22 protein-coding genes are annotated in these 21,796 nt (G+C 66.5%); 10 read left to right on the top strand and 12 right to left on the bottom strand.

Translation table 11 applies throughout. The features are described from left to right. Positions 1-57 precede the first annotated feature (57 nt). The 3 genes from WDN01_12130 to WDN01_12120 are packed head-to-tail and all read right to left on the bottom strand — an operon-like array spanning position 58 to position 3,183. A complete protein-coding gene (locus WDN01_12130) occupies positions 58-1,545 on the bottom strand; it encodes a hypothetical protein (protein ID MEJ0026767.1) in 1,488 nt (495 codons plus the stop codon). Positions 1,546-1,558: 13 nt separating this feature from the next. Continuing rightward, positions 1,559-1,930 carry a DUF423 domain-containing protein gene (locus tag WDN01_12125; protein ID MEJ0026766.1) on the bottom strand — a complete coding sequence of 124 codons (372 nt, stop codon included), beginning with the start codon at positions 1,928-1,930 and terminating at the stop codon, positions 1,559-1,561. After that, on the bottom strand, positions 1,927-3,183 hold the full coding sequence (locus tag WDN01_12120; GenBank protein ID MEJ0026765.1) for a M20 family metallopeptidase: 1,257 nt from the start codon (positions 3,181-3,183) through the stop codon (positions 1,927-1,929). The genes WDN01_12125 and WDN01_12120 overlap by 4 nt, the downstream gene beginning before the upstream one ends. Positions 3,184-3,249: 66 nt before the next feature. On the opposite strand from WDN01_12120, the gene WDN01_12115 reads away from it, so the two are divergent. The 4 genes from WDN01_12115 to WDN01_12100 all read left to right on the top strand — a co-directional run bounded on the left by WDN01_12115 (position 3,250) and on the right by WDN01_12100 (position 7,433). Further along, positions 3,250-3,999: an alpha/beta hydrolase gene (locus tag WDN01_12115; GenBank protein ID MEJ0026764.1), complete on the top strand. Its 750-nt coding sequence runs from the start codon at positions 3,250-3,252 to the stop codon at positions 3,997-3,999. Between the two features lie 45 nt (positions 4,000-4,044). Next, the gene (locus WDN01_12110) at positions 4,045-5,052 is read left to right on the top strand and encodes a retroviral-like aspartic protease family protein (GenBank protein MEJ0026763.1); all 1,008 of its coding nucleotides are present in this window, start codon (positions 4,045-4,047) and stop codon (positions 5,050-5,052) included. An 87-nt stretch (positions 5,053-5,139) separates the two neighbouring features. Then, the gene (locus WDN01_12105) at positions 5,140-6,162 is read left to right on the top strand and encodes a pepsin/retropepsin-like aspartic protease family protein (GenBank protein ID MEJ0026762.1); all 1,023 of its coding nucleotides are present in this window, start codon (positions 5,140-5,142) and stop codon (positions 6,160-6,162) included. Positions 6,163-6,215: 53 nt separating this feature from the next. Further along, positions 6,216-7,433 (top strand): acyl-CoA dehydrogenase, encoded by a 1,218-nt coding sequence (locus WDN01_12100; protein MEJ0026761.1) that lies wholly within the window; start codon positions 6,216-6,218, stop codon positions 7,431-7,433. 181 nt (positions 7,434-7,614) lie between these two features. Here the strand turns inward: WDN01_12100 and WDN01_12095 are convergent, their stop codons facing one another. After that, positions 7,615-7,923 carry a hypothetical protein gene (locus tag WDN01_12095; GenBank protein ID MEJ0026760.1) on the bottom strand — a complete coding sequence of 103 codons (309 nt, stop codon included), beginning with the start codon at positions 7,921-7,923 and terminating at the stop codon, positions 7,615-7,617. 62 nt (positions 7,924-7,985) lie between these two features. Between WDN01_12095 and WDN01_12090 the strand changes: the two genes are divergently transcribed. Then, on the top strand, positions 7,986-9,104 hold the full coding sequence (locus WDN01_12090) for a CoA transferase (protein ID MEJ0026759.1): 1,119 nt from the start codon (positions 7,986-7,988) through the stop codon (positions 9,102-9,104). A gap of 523 nt (positions 9,105-9,627) precedes the next feature. On the opposite strand, the gene WDN01_12085 is transcribed toward WDN01_12090, so the two are convergent. After that, positions 9,628-10,524: an SDR family oxidoreductase gene (locus WDN01_12085; GenBank protein MEJ0026758.1), complete on the bottom strand. Its 897-nt coding sequence runs from the start codon at positions 10,522-10,524 to the stop codon at positions 9,628-9,630. Between WDN01_12085 and WDN01_12080 the strand changes: the two genes are divergently transcribed. From WDN01_12080 to WDN01_12060, 5 genes are all read left to right on the top strand, one after another. Next, complete coding sequence (locus WDN01_12080; GenBank protein MEJ0026757.1) at positions 10,439-13,171, top strand: ligase-associated DNA damage response DEXH box helicase; 2,733 nt, start codon at positions 10,439-10,441, stop codon at positions 13,169-13,171. The genes WDN01_12085 and WDN01_12080 overlap by 86 nt on opposite strands. A 165-nt stretch (positions 13,172-13,336) precedes the next feature. Next, positions 13,337-14,032 carry a ligase-associated DNA damage response endonuclease PdeM gene (gene pdeM, locus WDN01_12075; protein MEJ0026756.1) on the top strand — a complete coding sequence of 232 codons (696 nt, stop codon included), beginning with the start codon at positions 13,337-13,339 and terminating at the stop codon, positions 14,030-14,032. 87 nt (positions 14,033-14,119) lie between these two features. Then, positions 14,120-15,031, top strand: coding sequence for an IS1595 family transposase (locus WDN01_12070; GenBank protein ID MEJ0026755.1), 912 nt, complete (start codon positions 14,120-14,122; stop codon positions 15,029-15,031). 527 nt (positions 15,032-15,558) lie between these two features. After that, positions 15,559-16,131 (top strand): hypothetical protein, encoded by a 573-nt coding sequence (locus tag WDN01_12065; GenBank protein ID MEJ0026754.1) that lies wholly within the window; start codon positions 15,559-15,561, stop codon positions 16,129-16,131. Positions 16,132-16,171: 40 nt separating this feature from the next. Beyond that, positions 16,172-16,411: a hypothetical protein gene (locus tag WDN01_12060; protein MEJ0026753.1), complete on the top strand. Its 240-nt coding sequence runs from the start codon at positions 16,172-16,174 to the stop codon at positions 16,409-16,411. Positions 16,412-16,560: 149 nt separating this feature from the next. On the opposite strand, the gene WDN01_12055 is transcribed toward WDN01_12060, so the two are convergent. The 7 genes from WDN01_12055 to WDN01_12025 form a co-directional block, all read right to left on the bottom strand. Continuing rightward, the gene (locus WDN01_12055; GenBank protein ID MEJ0026752.1) at positions 16,561-17,307 is read right to left on the bottom strand and encodes a TIGR02186 family protein; all 747 of its coding nucleotides are present in this window, start codon (positions 17,305-17,307) and stop codon (positions 16,561-16,563) included. Beyond that, the gene (locus WDN01_12050; GenBank protein MEJ0026751.1) at positions 17,304-18,218 is read right to left on the bottom strand and encodes a sulfite exporter TauE/SafE family protein; all 915 of its coding nucleotides are present in this window, start codon (positions 18,216-18,218) and stop codon (positions 17,304-17,306) included. Before WDN01_12050 ends, WDN01_12055 begins: the two co-directional genes overlap by 4 nt. A 120-nt stretch (positions 18,219-18,338) precedes the next feature. Then, positions 18,339-18,935, bottom strand: coding sequence for a TetR family transcriptional regulator (locus WDN01_12045; protein ID MEJ0026750.1), 597 nt, complete (start codon positions 18,933-18,935; stop codon positions 18,339-18,341). Positions 18,936-19,014: 79 nt separating this feature from the next. Next, the gene (locus tag WDN01_12040) at positions 19,015-19,386 is read right to left on the bottom strand and encodes a hypothetical protein (protein MEJ0026749.1); all 372 of its coding nucleotides are present in this window, start codon (positions 19,384-19,386) and stop codon (positions 19,015-19,017) included. 91 nt (positions 19,387-19,477) lie between these two features. After that, positions 19,478-20,080, bottom strand: a complete 603-nt coding sequence (locus WDN01_12035; protein ID MEJ0026748.1) for a DJ-1/PfpI family protein — start codon at positions 20,078-20,080, stop codon at positions 19,478-19,480. Further along, positions 20,077-21,030 (bottom strand): GlxA family transcriptional regulator, encoded by a 954-nt coding sequence (locus tag WDN01_12030; GenBank protein MEJ0026747.1) that lies wholly within the window; start codon positions 21,028-21,030, stop codon positions 20,077-20,079. The genes WDN01_12035 and WDN01_12030 overlap by 4 nt, the downstream gene beginning before the upstream one ends. Positions 21,031-21,103: 73 nt before the next feature. Beyond that, positions 21,104-21,766: a hypothetical protein gene (locus WDN01_12025; protein MEJ0026746.1), complete on the bottom strand. Its 663-nt coding sequence runs from the start codon at positions 21,764-21,766 to the stop codon at positions 21,104-21,106. Positions 21,767-21,796 lie beyond the last annotated feature (30 nt).

Below are 21,796 nucleotides of genomic sequence, written 5' to 3'. Positions count from 1 at the left end.
ATCCAGGTCTGCCGTCACCGTGCTGGATGCCCGCCTGCGCGGGCATGACAATTGTTGTTACGCCGCGATGTTCAACAGCTTCAGCATCCCCGCGCGATCCGGTCCGGCCTTGGGCGGATAGAGACCGCGCCGTTCCTTCTCCGCCTTCGACATCGCCCAATGGCTCAGGATGCGCGCCATGATCGCCGGGCGTTTCATGAACGCGGTCGGCTCGTCGAGCATGTGGAAGACGCGGGAGAGCGCGCGGCTCACCTCCACGTCGCCGCGCTGGGCCGGCATCAACCCGTCCTCGGTGAAGCTCTTGGCGAGCCGCGCGCGATAGCCCGGGCGATAGTCGGGATCGCGCTCATGCTGGGCGCGGCGGATCGCGTTGAGGTCGAGGTCGACCATGGAATCGAAGAACGGCCGGATGGCGGTCACGAGGTCGCGCTCGTATTTCCTGGCGCGCTCCACCGGATCGGTGCCGGCGTCCAGCGCCGCGCGCAACAGATGCGCCTCGACCACGCCGGAGGAACAGCCGCGCCCGTAGAGCGGATTGGTGCGGATCGCCGCGTCGCCCAGCGCGAAGAAGTTCAGCACCTGCGGCTCGCCGTCCTTCATGTAGTGGCGCCAGACATTGTGCAGTTCGCCCATCGAGAACACCCGGCTGACCGGTTCGGCCCGCGCCGGATCGATCCAGCGCGCCGCGCCCGGCATCGCCAGGCAGGCGGCGTCGAAGGTCTCCGGCTTCATCACCGCGGTGCGCAGATGGCTTTCGATTTCCGGCACCGCCAGCGTGACGGAGAAGTGGCGATTGTCGGCGATGAACACGCCGAACTTGATGTAGCCGAGATCGGCGCCGCCGGCAGCGGCCTTGGGATCGCGCGGCGGCTCGTCCTGGCCGTCGCGCAGCTTGTAATGCCGCGTGTAATAGAGGATGCCGCAGGGGCTCGATTCCTCGCGCACCGTCGCGCCTTCGGCGCGCAGCCATTCGGGAAACAGCGTGTTGCGGCCCGACGCATCGACCACGATGGCGGCGCGCATCTCCTCCACGGCGCCGTTGCGCTCGACCTTCAGGCCCTCGACCACGACGCGCCCGTTCTCGCGCCGCGTGAGGAGGCCGCGCACGCCGGCATCGGGAATGAACGACACGCCGGGCAGCCTGGCCGCATAGCGCCGCAGGATCAGTTCCAGCGTCGTGCGCCGGCTGAACAGCAGCTTCAGGTCCTCGTCGCCCTTCGCCGGGCGGTAATCCTTCGCGAGCGCGGGCGGCAGTCCGTCCTCGAAGCCGAACAGGCGGGTGCCTTCGGCCAGCAGTTCGGCCATCAGCTCGGGATAGCGGTCGCGGATCAGCGAGGTCAGCCGTCCGAGGAAGGCATGGCTATGACGAAGCTGCGTCGCGCCGCGCCGCTCCCATTCGTAGAATGCCTCCTCCGCCGAGCCGGCGGGCGGCGGCGGATCGCGGTCGAGGATGGTGATGCGGCGCGCGCCGCCGCCGAAGGCCAGCGCGGCGCCGAGCCCGGCGATGCCGCTGCCGGCGACCAGGATATGCTCGTCCTTACCCATCACACTCTTTCGATCACTTTGGCAACCGCGTGGCGGCGAGTGCCAGCGCGCACCATCCGATGATGAAACCAAGGCCGCCGAACGGCGTAACGAACGCGAAAAGCCGCGCGCCCGTCAGGGCCAGAAGATAGAGCGAACCGCTGAAGAGCAATATCCCGCCGAGGAAAAATGCGCAGGCTGTTGCAGACGCGCCTGCCGCTGCGTCACGTATCGCGAAGGCCGCCAGCCCGATCGCCAGCGCGTGATACATGTGATAGCGCGCCGCCGTCTCGAAGATCTGCATCGCATGCGCGTCCAGCCGGCCCTGCAGCCCATGCGCCGCGAAAGCGCCGAACGCTACGGCAAGCGCCCCGTTGATTGCCGCGACGACAAGCCAGCCGCTCATGCGCAGCCGCAGCCGCCGTGATGGCTGTGCGTCATGGGCTCGCGCGACCTGGCGATTGCGGCATGCGAAAGCTCCGCCGTCGCCGCGAAATCCGCGCGCGCCGCCGCGAGCTGTCCGGCATCCGCCATCAGGTCGAGCGCCGTCATGGCGAGCGATTTGGCGCCGTCGATCACCGCCGCGTCGCCCGCCGGCGACGCGGCATAGCGGGCGAATTCCTGGTTGTGGATGATGACGTTGCCGGGCGCGACGCCCAGCATCGGATGGATCGAGGGCACGCGATGGCTGACATTGCCCATGTCGGTCGAGCCGGCATAGCCCGGCGGCAGGTCCTTCACGGGGGAGAATTCGCGCCCCAGCCGGATCGCGTTCTTCTCGTACATCTCCGCCATCGGCCAGTTGGTCTTGAGGTCGAGATAGTCGGTGTCGCCCCAATGCGCCTCCAGCGTGCAGCCGGTGGCGAGCGCGCCGGCCTCGAAGCATTTCTGCACACGGGCTTTCAGCGGCACGAGCTCATGCACGTCGGCCGCGCGGACATAAAAGCAGCATGCCGCCCGCTCCGGCACGATGTTGGGCGCGAGGCCCCCCTCGGTGATGATGCCGTGGATGCGGTCGGTGTTGCGGATGTGCTGGCGAAGCTGCGCGATGGCCTGATAGGCGGTCACCACGGCGTCGAGCGCGTTCAGCCCGCGATAGGGTATGGCCGAGGCGTGCGCCGAGCGGCCGTGGAAGATCGCCTCGACCTCCGAGATGGCGATGCAGGGCATGGTGACGAGGTTCTGGTTGGAGGGATGGATCATCATCGCCGCGTCGGTGCCGTCGAAGGCGCCCTCGCGCGCCATGATCTCCTTGCCGCCGAACCGTTCCTCCGCCGGCGTGCCCAGATAGCGCACGCGCCCGGGCAGCCGCCCGTTCAGCTTCGACAGCGCGATCGCCGCGCCATAGCCGCTGGCCGCGATGATGTTGTGGCCGCAGGCATGGCCGATGCCCGGCAGCGCGTCGTATTCCGACAGGATCGCGATGTTCGGTCCGCCGTCCCGGCCGAACTGCGCGGCATAGCCGGTCGCGAGGCCGAAGGCCTCGCGCTGGACCGGGATGCCGTGGCTCTCGACCGCGTCGGTCAGCCGCTTCGCCGCCTTGAATTCCTCCAGCGCGAGCTCCGGCTCGCCATGGATCGCATGGCTCAGCGCGAGCAGTTCCCCGGCCAGCCCGTCGACCGCCGCGCAGACATCTTTCTTCAACTTTTCCAAAGACATAGCGCAGGCTTTCGCAACGACAGGGTCATCATAGACAGTCCCGCGCCGCTTTGCGAAGGTCGCCGCATGACACGCTTTGCAACCGCGCCGGACGGTATCCGGCTCGCCTATGAAACCGTCGGCGAGGGCGAGCCCATCGTCCTGGTCCATGGCTTCGCGTCGGACCGGGCGCAGAACTGGAAGAATGTCGGCTGGTACGAAACGCTGACCGGCGCCGGCCGCCGCATCGTGGCGATGGACTGCCGCGGCCACGGCCTGAGCGACAAGCCGCATGACGAGATCTCGTATGGCGACAAGATGGTGGGCGACATCCTGACGGTGATGGATGCCGCCGAGGTGCCGCGCGCCGATGTGATGGGCTATTCGATGGGCGCCTTCCTGACCATCGGCCTCCTGATGACGCGGCCGGAGCGGATCCGGCGCGCGGTCTGCGCCGGCGTCGGCGAGACCTATTTCAACCGCGATTCCCACCGTCCGGGCATCGCGAAGGCGCTGCGCGCCGCCGATCCCTCCACGATCGCCGATCCGATCCAGAAGGCGTTCCGCGCCTTCGCCTCGCAGCCCGGCAAGGACAGGGAGGCGCTCGCCGCCTGCATGGGGGCCGACCGGACGCTGTACACGCGCGAGCAGCTTGGGACCTGCACCGTGCCGGTGCTGGTGGTCGACGGCGCCAAGGACATCCAGGCCGGATCGCCCGGGCCGCTCGCGCAGGCCTTCGCCGACGGCCGCGCCGCGGTCGTTCCCAACCGCGACCACATGACGGCGGTGGGCGATAAAGTCTACAAGGATGCCGTCATCGCGTTTCTGACCGCGTAGCGGGTCGCATCGGGCCGGGGATGGGCCGACGAATACGGGGGAAACATGTCGTCGAAATTGCTGGGCGTTTTTGCGTTCGCCGCGTTGTGGCTTGCGGCCGGTCCGGCCGTCGCCGATTGCAAGCCGCTGTCGCTGGTCGCGTCCGTGGACCTGGCGCCGACGGACGACCTGCGCCCCTTCGTGCCCGTGACGCTGTCCGGCAGGCCGAAACTGATGCTGATCGATACCGGCGGCGTCGCGACCGTGTTGACTCAGCAGGCGGCCGACGAACTCGGCCTCAAGCCGACGCAGGGAATGCTCGAACTGTCGGACATCGCCGGCAGGAAAACGAGCAAGCTGGTGCACAGCCCTCTGACGCTGGGCCGGCTCAGCGCGCAGAACATGTCCTTCTACGTCCTGCCGGACGATCACGCCATCGACGAACCGAACACCGCGGGCATCATCGCGCCGGACGTTCTCAGCAACTACGACGTCGAGATCGATTTCGGCAGCCGCAAGTTCAATCTGCTTTCGCAGGACCATTGCGAGGGCAAGGTGGTCTATTGGCCGACCGAGTTCGTGGCGATCATACCCTTCCTGAAGATGAATTCGGGGCACATCCAGTTCAAGGTGATGCTGGACGGCAAGGACGTCGTCGCCGATTTCGACACCGGCGCCTACGTCACGACCTTGACCCGGTCCGTCGCGGTGGACGATTTAGGGATCACGGTCGGCGGCGCTGACACGCCCCGGGTCGGCAGTCTCACCGACAGCGCCGACGCGGCCGTCTACACGCATGTGTTCAAGAGCCTGGACCTCGGCGGCGTCGCCGTCTCCAATCTCAATGTCGTCATCATTCCCGATATGACGCGCACCGTGCGCCGCAGGGCGGCGGCGCCTCCGGTCGGATATCGTCTTTCGGACAAGCGCGGCGACGAAGCCGACCAGGCCATGCTGCTCGGCATGAATATCCTGCGCCACCTTCATATTTACATCGCCTACAACGAACAGAAAATCTACATCACGGCGGCCGGACCGCCGCCGGCCGCCCCGTCTCCGCACGCGACGCCGTGACCGACGGGTGCAGGTCCCCATTCCGGGACCGGCGCCAATATGATAAGTTGCAGCCCGACATTTCGAGATACACCGACCGGGGGGAACATGTCGTCGAAGCTTACCAGCGCCGCCTTGCTCGCCGCATCCTGCCTGCTGGCCGGTCCGGCCTTTGCCGACTGCAAGCCGCTCTCGATCGTCGCGTCCGTCGATCTGGCGCCGACGGCGGACATCCGGCCCTTCGTTCCCGTGACCTTCGGCGATACGCGCAAGACGATGCTGGTCGATACCGGCGGCACCCTGACCGAAATGCTCCCCTCGGTTGCCGACGCGCTCGGCCTGAAGCCGGGCCATGGGGCGGACGCGCATAGCGTCAGGTGGAGGACGTACGAGGCCGCCAATATCGTGCACGATGCGCCGACCGTGCTCGTGCACGCATCGATGAAGCTCGGCAATCTCGTCGCCCGGAACATGGAATTCCGCGTCACGTCGGACGACGACCTGCCGGCCGACGACGCAACCGTCGCGGGCCTGATCGCGCCGGACGTCCTCGGCAATTACGATGTCGAGATGGATTTCGGCGCCCGCAAGCTCAACCTGCTGTCGCAGGACCATTGCGAAGGCAAGGTCGTCTATTGGAACGCCGATGCGGTCGCGATCGTGCCGTTCGAGAAAATGCCGACCGGACATATCCAATTCCCGGTCCAGTTGGACGGCAAGGCGGTCGTCGCCGACCTGGATACCGGCGCCCGCGCCACCACCCTGACACGCGGGGTCGCGTCGCGCGATTTCAGCGTCGAGGTCGGCGACGCCGCCACGCCCGCCGCGGGCAACCCGCCGCAGTACCGGCATGTCTTCAAGACGCTGGACATCGGCGGCGTCGTCATCGCCAATCCCGGCCTGCTCATCGTCCCCGACGTTACGCGCAACATGCGCGCCAAGGCCGGGGCGCCGCCGCTCGGGACGCGCCTCTCCGACAAGCGGATCGACGAGACCGATCAGGCCCTGCGGATCGGCATGGATATCCTGCGCCACCTGCACGTCTACATCGCCTACGCCGAAAAGAAGATCTACATCACGGCCGGATCGCCTTCGCCGGCGCCGGCCAACGCCCCGCACCCGGCCTCGTGACAGGCACGCGCATGCCGGAGTAGAAGGCGCCCGCAACGACGGAGCGCCTTCGCATGGCCATTCCGGAAGACAAATCCCACAAGCCGTCCGCCCGGCTCGACCGCAATGCGTTCGACTGGGCCGATCCGCTGCTGATCGAGCAGGACTTGTCGTCCGAAGAGCGCATGGTGCGCGACAGCGCGCGCGCCTACTGCCAGGACAGGCTGGCGAGCCGCGTGAAGCTCGCCTTCCGCAACGAGACCTTCGACCGCGCCATCATGACCGAGATGGGCGCGCTCGGCCTGCTCGGCAGCACCCTTCCCGAAGAGTATGGCTGCGCCGGCCTCAACTATGTCTGCTACGGCCTCGTGGCGCGCGAGGTCGAGCGGGTCGACAGCGGCTATCGCTCGGCGATGAGCGTGCAATCCTCGCTCGTCATGCATCCGATCTACGCCTATGGCTCGGAAGAGACGCGGCGCAAATACCTGCCCAAGCTCGCGAGCGGGGAGTTCGTCGGCTGCTTCGGCCTGACCGAGCCCGATCACGGCTCCGATCCCGGCGGCATGACGACCCGCGCGGTAAAGGAAGCGAACGGCTATCGCCTCAACGGCGCCAAGATGTGGATCACCAATGCGCCGATCGCCGACGTCGCGGTGGTGTGGGCCAAGCTCGACGACGTTATCCGCGGCTTCGTGGTCGAGCGCGGCATGAAGGGGTTCTCGACGCCGAAGATCGAAGGCAAGTTCTCGCTGCGCGCCAGCGTGACCGGCGAGATCGTGCTGGAGGACGTGCTGGTGCCCGAAGCCAATCTGCTGCCGAACGCGAAGGGACTGGGCGGGCCGTTCGGCTGCCTCAACCGCGCGCGTTACGGCATCGCCTGGGGCGCGATGGGCGCTGCGGAAGCCTGCTGGCACGCGGCGCGGCAGTATACGCTCGACCGCAAACAGTTCGGCCGCCCGCTGGCCGCGACGCAGCTCGTTCAGAAGAAGCTCGCCGACATGCAGACCGAGATCACGCTCGGCCTTCTGGGCGCGCTGCGCCTGGGCCGGCTGATCGATTCAGGCGACGCGGCGGCGCCGGCGGTCTCGCTGATGAAGCGCAACAATTGCGGCAAGGCGCTCGCCATCGCGCGCGAGGCCCGCGACATGCACGGCGGCAACGGCGTGTCCGACGAATATCCGGTGATCCGCCATGTGCTGAATCTGGAAGCGGTGAACACCTATGAAGGCACGCACGACGTCCACGCCCTGATCCTGGGACGGGCGCAGACCGGGATTCAGGCGTTCAGTTGAATTTTTCTCCCCCGCAAAGCGGGGGAGGTGCCGCACGCGCGAAGCGAGCGCGGCGGAGGGGGAAGTGTTTGAACGGCGGCGCGGGGCGGTCCCCCTCCGTCATGCCTCCGCTTCGCTGCGGCATGCCACCCTGCCGGGTTCGCTGTCGCTACAAAGCCCCGCAACAGCGGGGAGGAAAGCCCTACGGCTTCTCCGCCTCGTGCTCGACCTCGATGATGTCCTTCTCGGTGAAGAGATATTCCTTCAGCTCCTTGGCGAAATGCGGATTGTTGCGCCTGAGCCATTCGATGATCATCGCGGCATGCTCGATCTCCTCGCGCATGTTGTGCAGCAGGATCTCCTTGAGCGAGGGCGCGTCGCAATCGTCGGCCCGCTGGCGATACCAGTCCGCGGCCTCGAGCTCCTCCATCAGCGAAACGATGGCCTGATGCATCGCGAGCGTCTCCTTGGACAGGCGTTCGCGGGGGGCGTGAAGATTTTCGCTGGACATGGGATATCCTCGGGGAGTGGGCGGCGGGCGCCGATAGAAGCACTTTTCGAACGGATACGGCAATGAAGCTTGGCGGCGTGCGCGTCCTGGATCTGTCCCAATATCTTCCCGGGCCGCACCTGACCATGACCATGGCCGATCACGGCGCCGACGTGATCATGGTCGAGCCGAAGAACGGCGTCGGCGAGCCGGTGCGGGCGATGGGCACGCGGGCGCCCGACGGCATGGCGGCGTGGTTCCGCAACATCGCGCGCGGCAAACGCGCGCTGGCGCTCGACCTCAAGGACGCGTCCGACCGCGCGGCGTTCCTCGATCTGGCCGCCGATGCCGATGTGATCGTCGAGGCGTTCCGCCCCGGCGTCGTGCAGCGGCTCGGCATCGGCTACGGCGCGGTCGCGGCGCGCAATCCGCGCATCGTCTATTGCTCGATCAGCGCCTTCGGGCAGGCGGGGCCTTGGGCGCAGAAGCCGTCGCACGATCTCGGCGTCCAGGCGCTGGCGGGCACGCTGGAACTGTCGCGCGGATTTTCGGACGGCAAGCCCAACATGCCGAACCTGGTCGCGGCCGACATGGCCTCGTCGCTGACCGCGCTGTCGGCAATCCTGATGGCGCTCCTGGCGCGCGAGAAGACGGGCCTGGGCGACCATATCGACATCGCGATGTACGACGCGCTGCTCGCCTGGACGCCGAACATCACCGGCACGGTGCTTGGCGAGGGCAGGGCGCCGCAGCCGCTCGCCATGCGCAATTACGGCGGCCAGGCGATGAACCGGATTTACGAGACGAAGGACGGCGGCTTCATCGTGCTCGCGGGCTCGGAGCCGAAATTCTGCGAGAACCTGCTGCGGGCGCTCGGCCGTCTCGATTTCCTCGATATCGCGAAGGGCGAGCCCGGGCCGTCGCAGAAGCCGCTGACCGATTTCTTCACCGCGCTCTTCGCGACGAAGACGCGCGCCGAATGGGAAGCGTTCCTGGAACCGATCGATCTTTGCTGGGCGCCGGTGCGCACGCTGAAGGACGCGTTCGGCGACGCGAACGCGGCGGCGCGCGGCCTGCTGCTGCGCGACGCGGCCGGCAATCCGCATATCGGCCCGGCGATCAAGTTCAAGAACGACCCGGCCGAACCGAAATTTGATCTGCCGGCGTATGAACCGGGCAAGCGTGTGGCATGGCGCACCTAATTTCCGCCCCCGCTGTTGCGGGGGAGGCGGCATGGCGAAGCGTAGCGTAGCCGTGACGGAGGGGGCCGGACTGGGCCGATCGTTTCGGCGCTGCCCCCCTTCCGCCTCACTCCGTTCGGCACCTTCCCGCAACCGCGGTAGAGGAAAAACGAAAAGCTCCGGAGCGTGTCCGGAGCTTTCCCATTGCCGCAAAAGCGGCCTTTGCAGGCGAGCCTAAGCTCGCGACGTCCACGTCGATTTTGGGCGGCGACCGGCGTTTCGCCTCGGCCGGTCGTGGCTCCGCGCTGGGCGGAGCCCCGGTTCTATGCCCGGTGGAGTTTCTTCCATGCGGAATCTCCCTTTGGCAGCGGTTCCACGGTCTCTCTCGGCGGGTTCCGCTGGATTGCCGGTCCTGACCGCAATCTCTGCGCCCTTGCGCGCGGTGACGCCCGTCTCGGAGGCCACGCGAAATCCTCCGCCCGTGACGATTGCGTGTCAACAGCGAAGAATCGGTCCGTATACGGATGGAAACCGGAACGCTTCGCTAGACGCTGCGTTGCGCCTTGTCCTTGTCGTTGGCCGAGCGGATCTGGCCGCGGATCGCCTCCCATTCCGCGTCGCCCAGCGCCGCCAGCCGCGCGAAGTTCCCGCCGCTCGCCAGGTGCAGCGCACCGTCGATCGCCAGCGTCTGGCCCGTGAGATATTCGCAGCCGTCCGCCATCAGGAACGAGGCGAGGTTCGCCAGTTCCACCATCTCGCCGTTGCGCGCCATGCCGGCGGTCTGCCGCGCCGAGGCTTCGGTGTTGCCGCTCGCCGCCGGGTTCAGCCGCTCCCACGCGCCCTTGGTCGGGAAGGGACCCGGCGCGATGGCGTTGAGGCGGATGCCGTTCGGCCCCCATTCCTGCGCCAGCGATTTGGTCATGATGTTGAGGCCGGCCTTGCTCATCGCGCTCGGCACGGTGAATGGCCCGCCGTTCCAGATCCAGGTCGTGAGGATGGAGATCACGCTCGCCTTCTTTTCCTCTTCGATCCAGCGCTTGCCGCAGGCCAGGGTGACGTAGAACGAGCCGCGGAACACGATGTCGGCGATGGCGTTGAAGCCGCGCGGGCTGAGGTCCTTGGTCCGCGAGATGAAATTGCCCGCCGCATTGTTGACCAGACCGGTGAGTGCCCCGCCATCGGCCCAGATCTGCGCGATCATGTCGTCGACCGCTTCGGCCACACGGATGTCGCAGGCGATGCCTTTGACCGTGGAACCGGTGTCGTCGGAAATCTTCTTGGCCGTCTCGTCGAGGACGGGCTTGCGCCGGCCGCAGATGTAGACCGTGGCGCCGAGCTGGGCATAGGCCTCGGTCATGACCTCGCCGAGGCCCGTACCGCCGCCCGTCACCAGGATGCGCTTGCCCTTGAGAATGCCATCCTTGAGCATCAAGTTGTACATGATCTGTTCCTCCGCGGCTCTTTGGGGCACAGTAGGAGCGATGACGGCGACAGGCAAAAATGACGGCACATTAGTTTCCTCCCCCGCTGTTGCGGGGGAGGTGGCGAGCGTAGCGAGCCGGAGGGGGCCCGCCCAGTCGGCCCCCTCCACCGCTTCGCGGTCCCCCTCCCCCGCAAACGCGGGGGAGGAAAACGCTCTCGCACTCCCCGCCACCTTTTCCGCCTGGTTCGCGTCGCGCGGCTGGTCGATCCGTCCGCACCAGTCCGCGCTGATCGCGCACGCGTCGCGCGGCGAATCCGTGCTGCTGGTCGCGCCGACCGGTGGCGGCAAGACGCTGGCCGGCTTCCTGCCCAGCCTGATCGACCTCGCGAAACTCCCTGCCCGGCGCGCCGCTCGCCTGCACACGCTCTATATCTCGCCGCTGAAGGCCCTCGCCGTCGACGTGGCGCGCAATCTCGAAGCGCCGGTCGCCGAGATGGGCCTGCCCATCCGGGTCGAAACCCGCACCGGCGACACCTCGGTCTCCAAGCGCCAGCGCCAGCGCCATCGTCCGCCCGACATCCTGCTCACCACGCCGGAGCAGCTCGCGCTGCTGCTGTCCAATCCCGGCGCCGGCCTGATGTTCGCGGACCTGAAGGCCGTGGTGCTCGATGAGCTTCACGCCATGCACAATTCCAAGCGCGGCGATCTGCTCGCGCTCGGCCTCGCGCGGCTGCGCACGCTGGCGCCGGGCCATCGCCGCGTCGGGCTCTCCGCGACCGTCGCGGACCCCGCGCCTCTGCAGCGCTATCTGATGCCGCAGCCCGCCGAAGGCGAGGCGAGATCGGCACTGGTGCTGGGCCGGCCAGGCGCGAAGCCTGAGATTTCGATCAGCGCCTCGGATTCCTATGTCCCCTGGGCCGGCCATCTGGCGCGCCACGCCATGGCCGACGTGATGACGGCGATCAAGGAGGCGAAGACCGCGCTCGTCTTCGTCAACACCCGCAGCCAGGCGGAGCGGACGTTCCAGGAACTGTGGCGCATCAACGCCGACAACCTCGCCATCGCGCTGCATCACGGCAGCCTCGCGCCGCAGCAGCGCCGCAAGGTAGAGGCCGCAATGATGCGCGGCGACTTGCGCGCCGTGGTCTGCACCTCGACGCTGGATCTCGGCATCGACTGGGGCGCGGTGGACAAGGTGATCTGCATCGGCGCACCGAAAGGCGCCGCGCGGCTGGTGCAGCGCATCGGCCGCGCCAATCACCGGCTGGACGAGCCGAGCCAGGCGCTGCTCGTGCCCGCCAACCGTTTCGAAGTGCTCGAATGCAACGCGGCGCGCGACGCAGTGCTGGCGGGCGAGCTCGACGGCGAGCGCCTCAAGCGCGGCGGCCTCGACGTGCTCGCGCAGCACGTGCTCTGTATCGCCTGTTCGAAACCGTTCGATGCCGGGGCGCTCTATGCCGAAGTCCGTTCCGCCTCGCCCTATGCGCATCTGACCCGCGAGGATTTCGACAAGGTGGTCGATTTCGTCGCCACCGGCGGCTACGCCCTCAAGCGCTACGACCGTTATGCCCGGCTCCGCCGAACGCCGGAAGGCTTGTGGCGGCTCTCCCATCCGCGTCTCGCCCAGCATTACCGGATGAATGCCGGCGTCATCGTGGAGGAGCCGATGGTCGACATCCGCCTCCAGGCGCGCGGCAAGCCGACCGGCGCCGGCGGCCGCGTGCTCGGCCAGCTCGAGGAATATTTCGTCGAGCAGCTCACCTCCGGCGACACCTTCATCTTCTCGGGCCATGTCCTGCGCTTCGAAGGCATGCGCGAGGACGGCGCCTATGTCAGCCGCACCCAGGAAGCCGAGGCGCAGATCCCCTCCTACAACGGCGGCAAGTTCCCGCTCTCGACGTTCCTCGCGCAACGCGTGCGCGAGATGGTGTCGCGGCCCGAGAGCTGGGCGCATCTGCCCGATCCGGTCGGCGAGTGGCTTCGCATGCAGGAGTTCCGTTCCGTCGTGCCGCAGCCCGGCCAGCTTCTCGTGGAAACCTTCCCGCGCGGTTCGAAAGAGTACCTTGTCTGCTATCCGTTCGAGGGGCGCCTGGCGCATCAAACGCTCGGCATGCTGCTCACGCGCCGGCTCGAACGCCTGCGTCTGCGCCCGCTGGGTTTCGTCGCCAACGAATACGCACTTGCCGTCTGGGCCTTGCGCGATATGGGGGGCGCCGACATGGACGCGCTGTTCAGCGAAGACATGCTGGGCGACGATCTCGACGCCTGGCTGGCGGAATCGAGCCTCTACAAGCGTACCTTCCGCAACTGCGCGATCATCTCTGGCCTGATCGAGCGGCGCCATCCGCGCGGCGAGAAGACGGGCCGGCAGGTGACCTTCTCTTCCGACCTGATCTACGACGTGCTGCGCGAGCACGAGCCCGATCATGTCCTGCTGCGTGCGACATATGAGGATGCCGGCAGCGGCCTGCTCGACATCGCGCGTCTGGCCGATATGCTGAAGCGCATCCGGAATCGAATAATCGTGCGGCGCCTCGAACGCGTCTCACCGCTGGCTGTGCCGGCGCTCCTGGAGATATCCAAGGAGATGGTGGCCGGCGAAGCGCACGAGGACATCCTGCACGAAGCCGAGGAACGCCTGATCGAGGATGCGATGCGAATGTGAAACTATCCTCCCGTTCACGGGAGGGTCGAAATCTGCGAAGCAGATTTCGGGGAGGGGAAAGTCTCTCAGATGGAGAACGGACTGCGTAGCCTCCCCCGAAAAATTCTTCGCTGCGCTTCGAATTTTTCGACCCTCCCGTGAACGGGAGGGTTATACGTGAGAGACATGTCCGACGAACTCTACGCCGAAGTGAACGGCGAGCACCTGGTGCTCGATTGCGCCGGCGCGGCCTGGTGGCCGGCGGAGCGCACGCTGGTCTTCTCCGACATCCATCTCGAAAAAGGCTCGTCCTTCGCGCGGCGCGGCCAGTTCCTGCCGCCCTATGACACGCGCACGGCCTTGAAGCGCATGGCGGCGCTGATCGCGCGCTATGCGCCGCTGCGGGTGATCGCGCTGGGCGATTCCTTCCACGACCGCGACGCCGCCGACCGTCTCGACGCGGAAGAGCGCGCCCTCCTCGCCGCCTTCGTCGGCGGCCGCGACTGGATCTGGATCGAGGGCAACCACGATCCCGAGCCGCCCGCCTGGCTCGGCGGCGCGATCGCCGAAGAGATCGCCATCGGCGGCCTCGTCTTCCGCCATGAGCCCTCGGCCGAGCCGCAGCCGGGCGAGATCGCCGGCCATCTGCATCCCTGCGCCACCGTCACGTTGCGCGGCAAGAGCCTGCGCCGCCGCTGCTTCGCGTCGGACGGCACGCGTCTCGTAATGCCGGCCTTCGGCGCCTATGCCGGCGGACTCGATGTGCGGGACGCGGCGATCGCGACGCTCTTCGAAGGCGCCTTCGCGGCCTACATGCTGGGCGGACGGCGGGTGTACGCGGTGGCGGCACGCGGCAAGCCGAGAGTGGCGCTGCGGGCTTAGCACGCGGGCGTGTATTTACGGGACTTATATACTTGACTCCCTCGATCTTGTCCGCTATAGGATAGAAGTCATTTCGAGATAAGACCGATGTCCCGTTCGACCATTTCGACCTTCGAGCTTTTCCAACGGTTCCCCGACGAAGCCGCCGCCCGAGCTTACATAGAGGCCCGGCGCTGGCCTAGCGGCGCGAAGTGCCCAGAGTGCCGGGAGGCGAGCCGGATCACCGCGCGCAAGAACGGCTTTTACCGCTGCAACGCCTGCAAGACGGACTTCACGGTTCGGACCGGCACTGTCTTCGAGCGCAGCCACGTCCCCCTGCATAAGTGGCTGTACGCGATGTACATGCTCGTGACCGCGCGCAAGGGCATCTCCAGCGTCCAACTCGCTAAGCAGATCGGCGTGACGCAGAAGACCGCCTGGTTCGTTCTCGGTCGCTTGCGCGAAGCCTGTGGCAACGATCTGACGATGCTTCGCGGGATCGTCGAGGTCGACGAGACCTACGTCGGCGGCAAGGAAAAGAACCGTCACCAGCACAAGAAGCTTGGTGCGAACGGCGCCGGCGGCAAGGTCGCCGTGATCGGAATAAGGGAACGCGGCGGAAGGATGAAAGCGCTTCCCGTCGGCAAGACGACGGCGTTCGCGCTCCAGCGCGCTATCCGAAACAACATCGAGGTCGGCTCGACGATCCACACGGACGAATTCAGCAGCTACATCGGGCTTCGTCCCGACTACAAGCACGAGACGGTCAACCACAGCGCGAACGAATACGTTCGCGACGGCGTGACGACCAATGGCGTCGAGAGCGCATGGGCGGTCTTGAAGCGCGGTATTTACGGGGTTTACCATCACACCAGCGCAAAGCATTTGCATCGCTACGTCGACGAGTTCGCGTTCAGGCTCAACGATGGCGACGTTAAGCGCCACACGATGGATCGCCTCGACAGCCTGTTCGACGCGGCGGTCGGCAAGCGCCTGACTTACGAGGAGCTGATCTTTTGAAGGCGATAGAAGGCATCCTCGACAAGGTTCTTGCATACGGCCGCTCGAAGAAGGCCGTCGCGAAGGAAAAACCCGGGCGAAAACCCAAGAAGAAAAAACTTCCCATCCGAACAAAGACTTAGTAGTATTATCACGCGTTCGACGAAACGCATTGAGCACCTCCAGTCTCCGGGTCTAGCCGGAACAGGTTGACGAAAGACAGGCTCCAGTTTGCGCTGGGGCCTGTTTGCTTTTTATCGTCTCCGGTTATCTCGCCTGCATGCTCCGTTTCCGAAGCGAAGGCGGATCGAATGTGTACGTGAACATCTCGCGCGAATCAATGGTCTTTGCTATAACTTCGGCAAGAGCGGCGCAGTCGCTCCCGGAGCTTGATAACTCCTTCGTCTAACGGCGTTGTGCGTCCGTGATCCGCACTCCTCACCTTATGGTCGAGGAGGCACCGGCGCATGTTCAGGGCGAAAGCCTAAAGGCCGGTGCGGACCTTTTAGACGAGGCCTTATCAACTCCCCGATCAATGGAGGGGTTGAATGCGCTCGGTCTTGTTAGTCGCAGTCTATTTTCTTTTGATGGCGTGCGCCGGCCCTGGTCGCCATTACGAACCCGGGCAGTTCTTTTCAACGACGCCGAATGATCCATGCCAACGAGTAGAAATGACGAGTGCCGGCGCGCTTCAATGGTTGAACGCGTCTGTTGGAAAGACCAATGGCATTCCTAAAAGAGCACGCGCTATCTACGATCTGTCCTCCGCTGATCCGGTCGCGCTTTCCAGCGTCAGCATTCGACTGCCGTCAGATGCCGGTTCCGTTTCTTGCCAAGCGACGGTCGTCTTTGAGGACAATACCGCTGACGCCGGAGTCCTGAGTGTTTCTAACCCCGGCGACTACGCGCCGATTCAAGTGCAATGGATATCGGACGCCGAGATCGCGTCCAATCTCGCCGACAATGATCGCCGCGTACCGACGCCGCTCTTCACGCCAGACTTGAAAACCGTTCGCGTGCAGCGTTGCGTCGGCCGCGCCGTTGCGCGAGGAATAGGAGAAGATTTCGCTTGGCAGCTATGGGCGAAATGTGCCGATCCCAACTATCACGAGGTTCATTGAATAATCAGTACACTGACTAATTCTCTAACCGGAGACGAAAATGACAAACGATGTATTTCATGACGTGTATTCTATGTTGGGGGTACGTCCGGAGGTTTCCTGCATTCCCGGCAGCACATCACCTGCCAAGCTCTCTTTAGTCTTTGCAAGTCCGCCAGACTTAGAACGCGCCCTCGCAAAACCTCCATCTGAAGCCATATTGGAGATTCATTTGACCATGGAATCTGTCGTCGAGCTTTCATCTCAGATTCAGACATTTCTAAAGACCATGGGCAAATAGCTTCCCACAGCAGCCAAATCGCCATCTTGGCTGCTCGCCAGCGGTGGTTTTTGTTGAGCTTTTGGTGGAGGATCACCTTCCAAAGGTTAAAGGGACTCATCTATATAAGTTCCGTATTTACCCTCCCTCAAGGGAAGGGTAAGAGGGTGTCATTCGTTCCGCCGGAACAGCACCGAGCTCAGCCATCCCAGCAGGCTCGCCATCACCACCGTCACCACGCCGTAGGAGAACGGCTCGTCATGGGCGAAGTTGAACAGCCGCCGCTCCAGCCCCGTCTGGTCGATGAACAGCGGCGTCGATTGCGCGGCTATCACCGTACCGTCGCGGAACAGATAGACCTCGACGTTGAAAAGCCCGCGCGTGACCGTCGCCGGAATCGGGACGCGGGCATGAAACAGCGTCGGGCTGTTGAAGATCACGCCGCTCGGCTCCTCGCCATAGAGCCCGTCCGCCTGGCGGTGGCGGATCAGCGCCTGGCGGAACGGTTCGGGATCGTGATGGCTGACGATCCGCGCCGGCACGACATTGGCGAGCCCGATGGCATAGCGCTCCAGCGTGAAGGCCGGCGCGATCCGGTCGACCGGCCGCGTGCTCGCGAGGAAGTAATAGGTCGGCATGGCGAGCAGCTTCGCCTGGTCGCGGTTGATCCAGATGCCGCCCACCCATTGCTTCTCGCGCACCGTCATGTTGGCGCCCGGTCCGCGCACCACCACGACCACGTCGTTGACGCCCGTTTCCTCCGGATGCTCGATCGCGCCGAACACCACGATGTCGGTGCCGGTGTAGTTGGAGGTGATCTCGACCGTGTCCTGCGACAGGCCCGAGACGAGGTCCTCGCTCGCCCCCGCGGGCGTCGCGGCGAGCAGCAGGCAAACGGCGAGCGCCCGGCCTCTCATGGCGCGCCGATCGAGACGGAGAACAGATCGTCCGGCTTGACGACGAGGCCGATAAACAGCCGGAGCGCCACCGCCAGCACCAGCAGCGCGAGGAGAAGCCGAAGCTGCTCGCCGCGCAGCCGCTCGCCCGCCCGCACGCCGAGCTGCGCGCCGATCACCCCGCCCAGGATCAGGAACAGGGCGAGCACGATGTCGACCGAGTAGTTGGAGGTGGATTGCAGGATCGTGGTCGCCGCCGTGACGATGATGATCTGGAACAGAGACGTGCCCATCACGACGTTGGTCGGCATGCGCAGGAGATAGATCATCGCCGGCACGATGACGAAGCCGCCGCCGACGCCCATGATCGCCGACAGCACGCCGACGAAGAAGCCGATCACCACGGGCGGGATGACACTGATATAGAGCCGCGACTCGCGGAAGCGCATCTTGAACGGCAGGCCGTGCATCCACAGATGCGGCGCCCGCCGCGCCGGAGGCGCCCCGCCGCGCGACGCGCGCAGCGCGCCCAGGCTCTCGTTCAGCATGAGCGCGCCGACCGTGCCGAGCAGGATCACATAGCTCGCCGAGACCAGCAGATCCATCTGGCCGTAGCGGCGCATCACGGTGAACAGCCAGACGCCGAAGCTCGTGCCGACCAGGCCGCCCGCCGCCATCACCGCGCCCATTTTCAGGTCGACGGCGCGGCGGCGCCATTGCGCCAGCGCGCCCGAGATCGACGAGGCCGTGATGTGGCTCGACGTCGTCGCCACCGCGACCTCGGCCGGGATGCCGTAGAAGATGAGGAGCGGCGTGAGCAGGAAGCCGCCGCCGACGCCGAACAGGCCCGAGAGGAAACCGATCGCCCCTCCCATGCCGAGCACGATCAGCCAATGGACCGACATCTCGGCGATGGGGAGATAGATTTCCATCGAACGCGTTTGATCGCAGAAAGGAGGCGAAGGGACTCGCGAATCGGCCAGCCCCGAACTGCGGGCGAATGTGCTCGCGCGAAGCGGTGGGGTCAACCTTCGTGAGACTTTATGCTTGTCCTACGCCGCGAAATGCGCCGCGAGCCGCGCGAGGACTTCGTCGTGCGAGAAGCCCAGGGCATCGAGACGCCCCGAGCGCGCGAGCAGCGCGAGCCCGCCGACCGCCGCGGCCAGAAGGACGATGTCGCATTGATCGTCACGCGTCGCGGCCGGCTTGCCCGAGGCCTCGGACAGCACTTTCAGCGCCGCGATCAGCCGTCCGTTGAACAGCCGCTCCGCGTCGCGCGCGCCGGGTTGCGCGGGCAAGGCCGTCAGCGCGGCGCCGAGCGAGTCGGTCTCGCTCAGTTGCGACAGCGCGGCCTTCGCCGCCGCCGCCAGCCGTCCGGGTCCGGTCTCATGCGCCGCCGCCTCGCGCATGGCGCGCGCCAGTTGCGCGAGGTCTTCCGCCGCCAGCGCCAGCAGAAGGTCGTCCTTGCCCGAGAAATAGCCGTAGAGCGCGGCCGGCGCGAAGCCCGCCTCGGCCGCGACGCCGCGCAGCGAAAGCTCGCCGTCGCGCACCGCCACGCGCCGCGCCGCGTCCAGGATCGCGCCGCGCGTCGCGGCATGCGCCTGCGCCCGCCGCAGCGTCCGTTGTTCGGCAAGGGCCGCTCGAATCATGACGGCAGGATACGCGATTCGCGCAACGAAAAAGGGCCGCGACGCGCGCGGCCCCCGTCTTCCGTTTCGGCGCTGCCCGTCACTCGCCGGGATGCTTGGCCTTATAGGCGAGGGCGGCGGCGTTGTATTCCGCGCCGACGCGCTCCTTGAGCGCCTGGTTCGCCTTGACCTTGGCGTCGACATCCGCCGCGACCGACGGGTCGAGGTCCTTCTTGTCCTTCTTGGCCTGGTCCGCCTGGGCCTTCAGGTCGCGATAGAGGCATTCCTGATAATCGTCGGACTGCTTGATGAAGGTCTTCACGTCGACCACCGCGGCGTGCAATTGCGCCGAGGTCGCCGTGTTGCCGTCCACCGCCGCGGGGGCGATCGGTTCCTGGCAGGCGCTCTCGGCCAGCGCCGGCGCCGCCGTGCCGATGGCCAGAGCCGCGGCCAGTACCAAAGTCTTCAACATCATGGAATTCCTACTCCCCTTGCGGTTGCGACCCCTCGCAAAACCGGGGCGATACAAGCACATCAACCGGGGCGGACGGAAGGGCGTAGGGTCATCCGACAAGCGCGGCATAGGGCGGCGCGGGATCGTATTCCATGCGCTTCTGCACCTCGCGCGCGAACGGAACGCCGTATAATTGTCCGACCAGCCAGAGCGCCATGTCGATCCCGGCCGAAACGCCGGCCGAGGTGACAACATTGCCGTCCTGGACATAACGATAATTTTCGAGGACTTCCGGCGCCTCGCCGCGCGCGCGCAACGCCTCGATGAAGGCCCAGTGCGTGGTGACGCGCTTGCCGCGCGCCGGTCCCGCCGCCGTCAGCAGCATCGCGCCGGTACAAACGCTGGTCGTCCAGCGCGCGGTCCCGGCGACGCCCGCGATCCAGTCCAGCAGGGGCTTGTTGTCGACCTCGCGGCGGGTTCCCTGGCCGCCCGGCACCAGCAGCACGTCGAGCACCCCGCAGGTCGCGATCGTCGCATCGGGCAGCACGCGCATCGCCTTGGCGCAGCGGATGGGCGCGTCGCGCTCGGCCACCAGAAGCACCTCGATCTCGTCGGGCTTTATCGACTTCGCCATGGTGAAGACCTCATAGGGTCCGACGAAATCCAGTTCCTCCGCGTCGTCGAAGATGAGGATCCCGATGCGAAGCTTCATGACGCGTCTCCTTGGGCTTGGAAGCGGGCGCGGAAGGCGCCGGGGCTGGTCTTGAGCCGGCGCTGGAAGGCGCGCCGCATGCGCTCCTCCGAGCCGAAGCCGGCGCGCATGGCGACGCTGCCGACCGGCAGGTCGGACGCCGTCAGCAGCCGCCGCGCCGCGTCGATGCGCGCGCGTTCGAGATAGCGGGCCGGCGTCTCGCCGGTCTCGCGCCGGAAATTCCGCGCGAAGCTGCGCTCGGACATGTTGGCCTTCGCCGCCAGGCCCGCGACGTCGAGGTCCTCGCCGGCGTGCTCCGGAATCCAGCGCAACAATCCCGCAAGCTTGCCCTTCGGATAGGCCTCGGGCGCCAGATGGGCGCTGAACTGCGATTGCCCGCCGGGGCGCATCAGGAAGATCACATGCTGGCGCGCGATGGCGAGCGCGGCCTCGTCGCCCAAATCCTCGCGCACCAGGGCCAGGGCCAGGTCCATGCCGGCGGTGACGCCGGCCGAGGTCCAGACGCGCCCGTCGCGCACGAAGATCGCGTCGGGCTCCAGCGTCACCTTGGGGAATTCGCGCGCCAATTGCCCCGCGCGGCTCCAATGCGTCGTGGCGCGCCGGCCGTCCAGCAGCCCGGCCTCGCCCAAAAGGAACGCGCCGGAGCACACCGATACGACACGCCGCGCCCGCCTTGCGCCCTCCGCGACGAGGCGGACGAGCGCCTTGTCGTGCCGCACCCGGTCGATGCCTTCGCCGCCGGCGATCATCAGCGTGTCCACGTCTTTCAGCAGCGCCGCGTCGAAGCGGGCATCGGCGACGAGGCTGAGACCCTCGCTGGTGCGGAACGGGCCGGGCCGTTTCGCCCCCAGCGCGATGTCGTAGACGCGGCGCGGCCCGCGATTGGCGGCGCCGAGAATTTGCAACGGTCCGGTGATGTCGAGGATCTGCGCGTCCTCGAACGCCAGCATCACGATCCGTCGGGGAGAAGTCCGGGCCATGCCCGCGAGACTAGCCGCGGGCGGGGCCTGGCGGAAACGACAATCAGCCCACTTTTTCCGCCATTGGCGTGCCGCGATAATGCGCCACCAGGGTGTCGGCGAAGCGGATCATCAGCGCGGCCAGCAGCAGCAGCAGCGAAAAGCCGTGCCAATTGTCCGGGCGATGCGGCCCGATGAGATGGCTGATGCCGATGAGCGCGAAGGAGAGCCAGAAATAGGCGGTGGCGATGCGCTGGAGCGAGCGCCAGGCCGGGGCGCCGAGGAAGCGGATGGTGGCCGGATGGGCGCTGAACAGCATCACCACCAGGATCGCGCCGGTCAGCAGGCAATAGGCGATGGCCGGAAGCGTCATGGGCTCGCCGCCGAGCTGCGACGGCGCCGCGACGCAGGCCAGCGAGATCGCCGACGCCGCGACGAAGCCGAGGATCAGGCTGGTGCGCTCGCGCCCCGCCGCCCGCGTCGCGCCGCTCGGGATCAGCCGCGCCATCGGCTCGACGATCATCGCGGCGACGAAGATCAGCAGGGAGAAGCGCGCAACCATTTCGGCTGCCAGCGGCCAGAGATTGCCGTCGCCCGCGCCCAGGGTCAGGGACGCAGCGGCGATCAGCGCCGAGATCAGAACGGAGAACAGGACGATCTGCCCGGCATGGGGAATGGCGTCGTCCCGGAGCTGCGGAGCGGCGAGCGTATTTTCGAGGGCGATCATGGGAGAGCCGGTTGCGGTGCACCAAGAGAA

Source organism: Rhizomicrobium sp. (assembly GCA_037200985.1).
Lineage (GTDB): Bacteria > Pseudomonadota > Alphaproteobacteria > Micropepsales > Micropepsaceae > Rhizomicrobium.
This window is presented reverse-complemented; position numbering and strand designations above follow the sequence as displayed.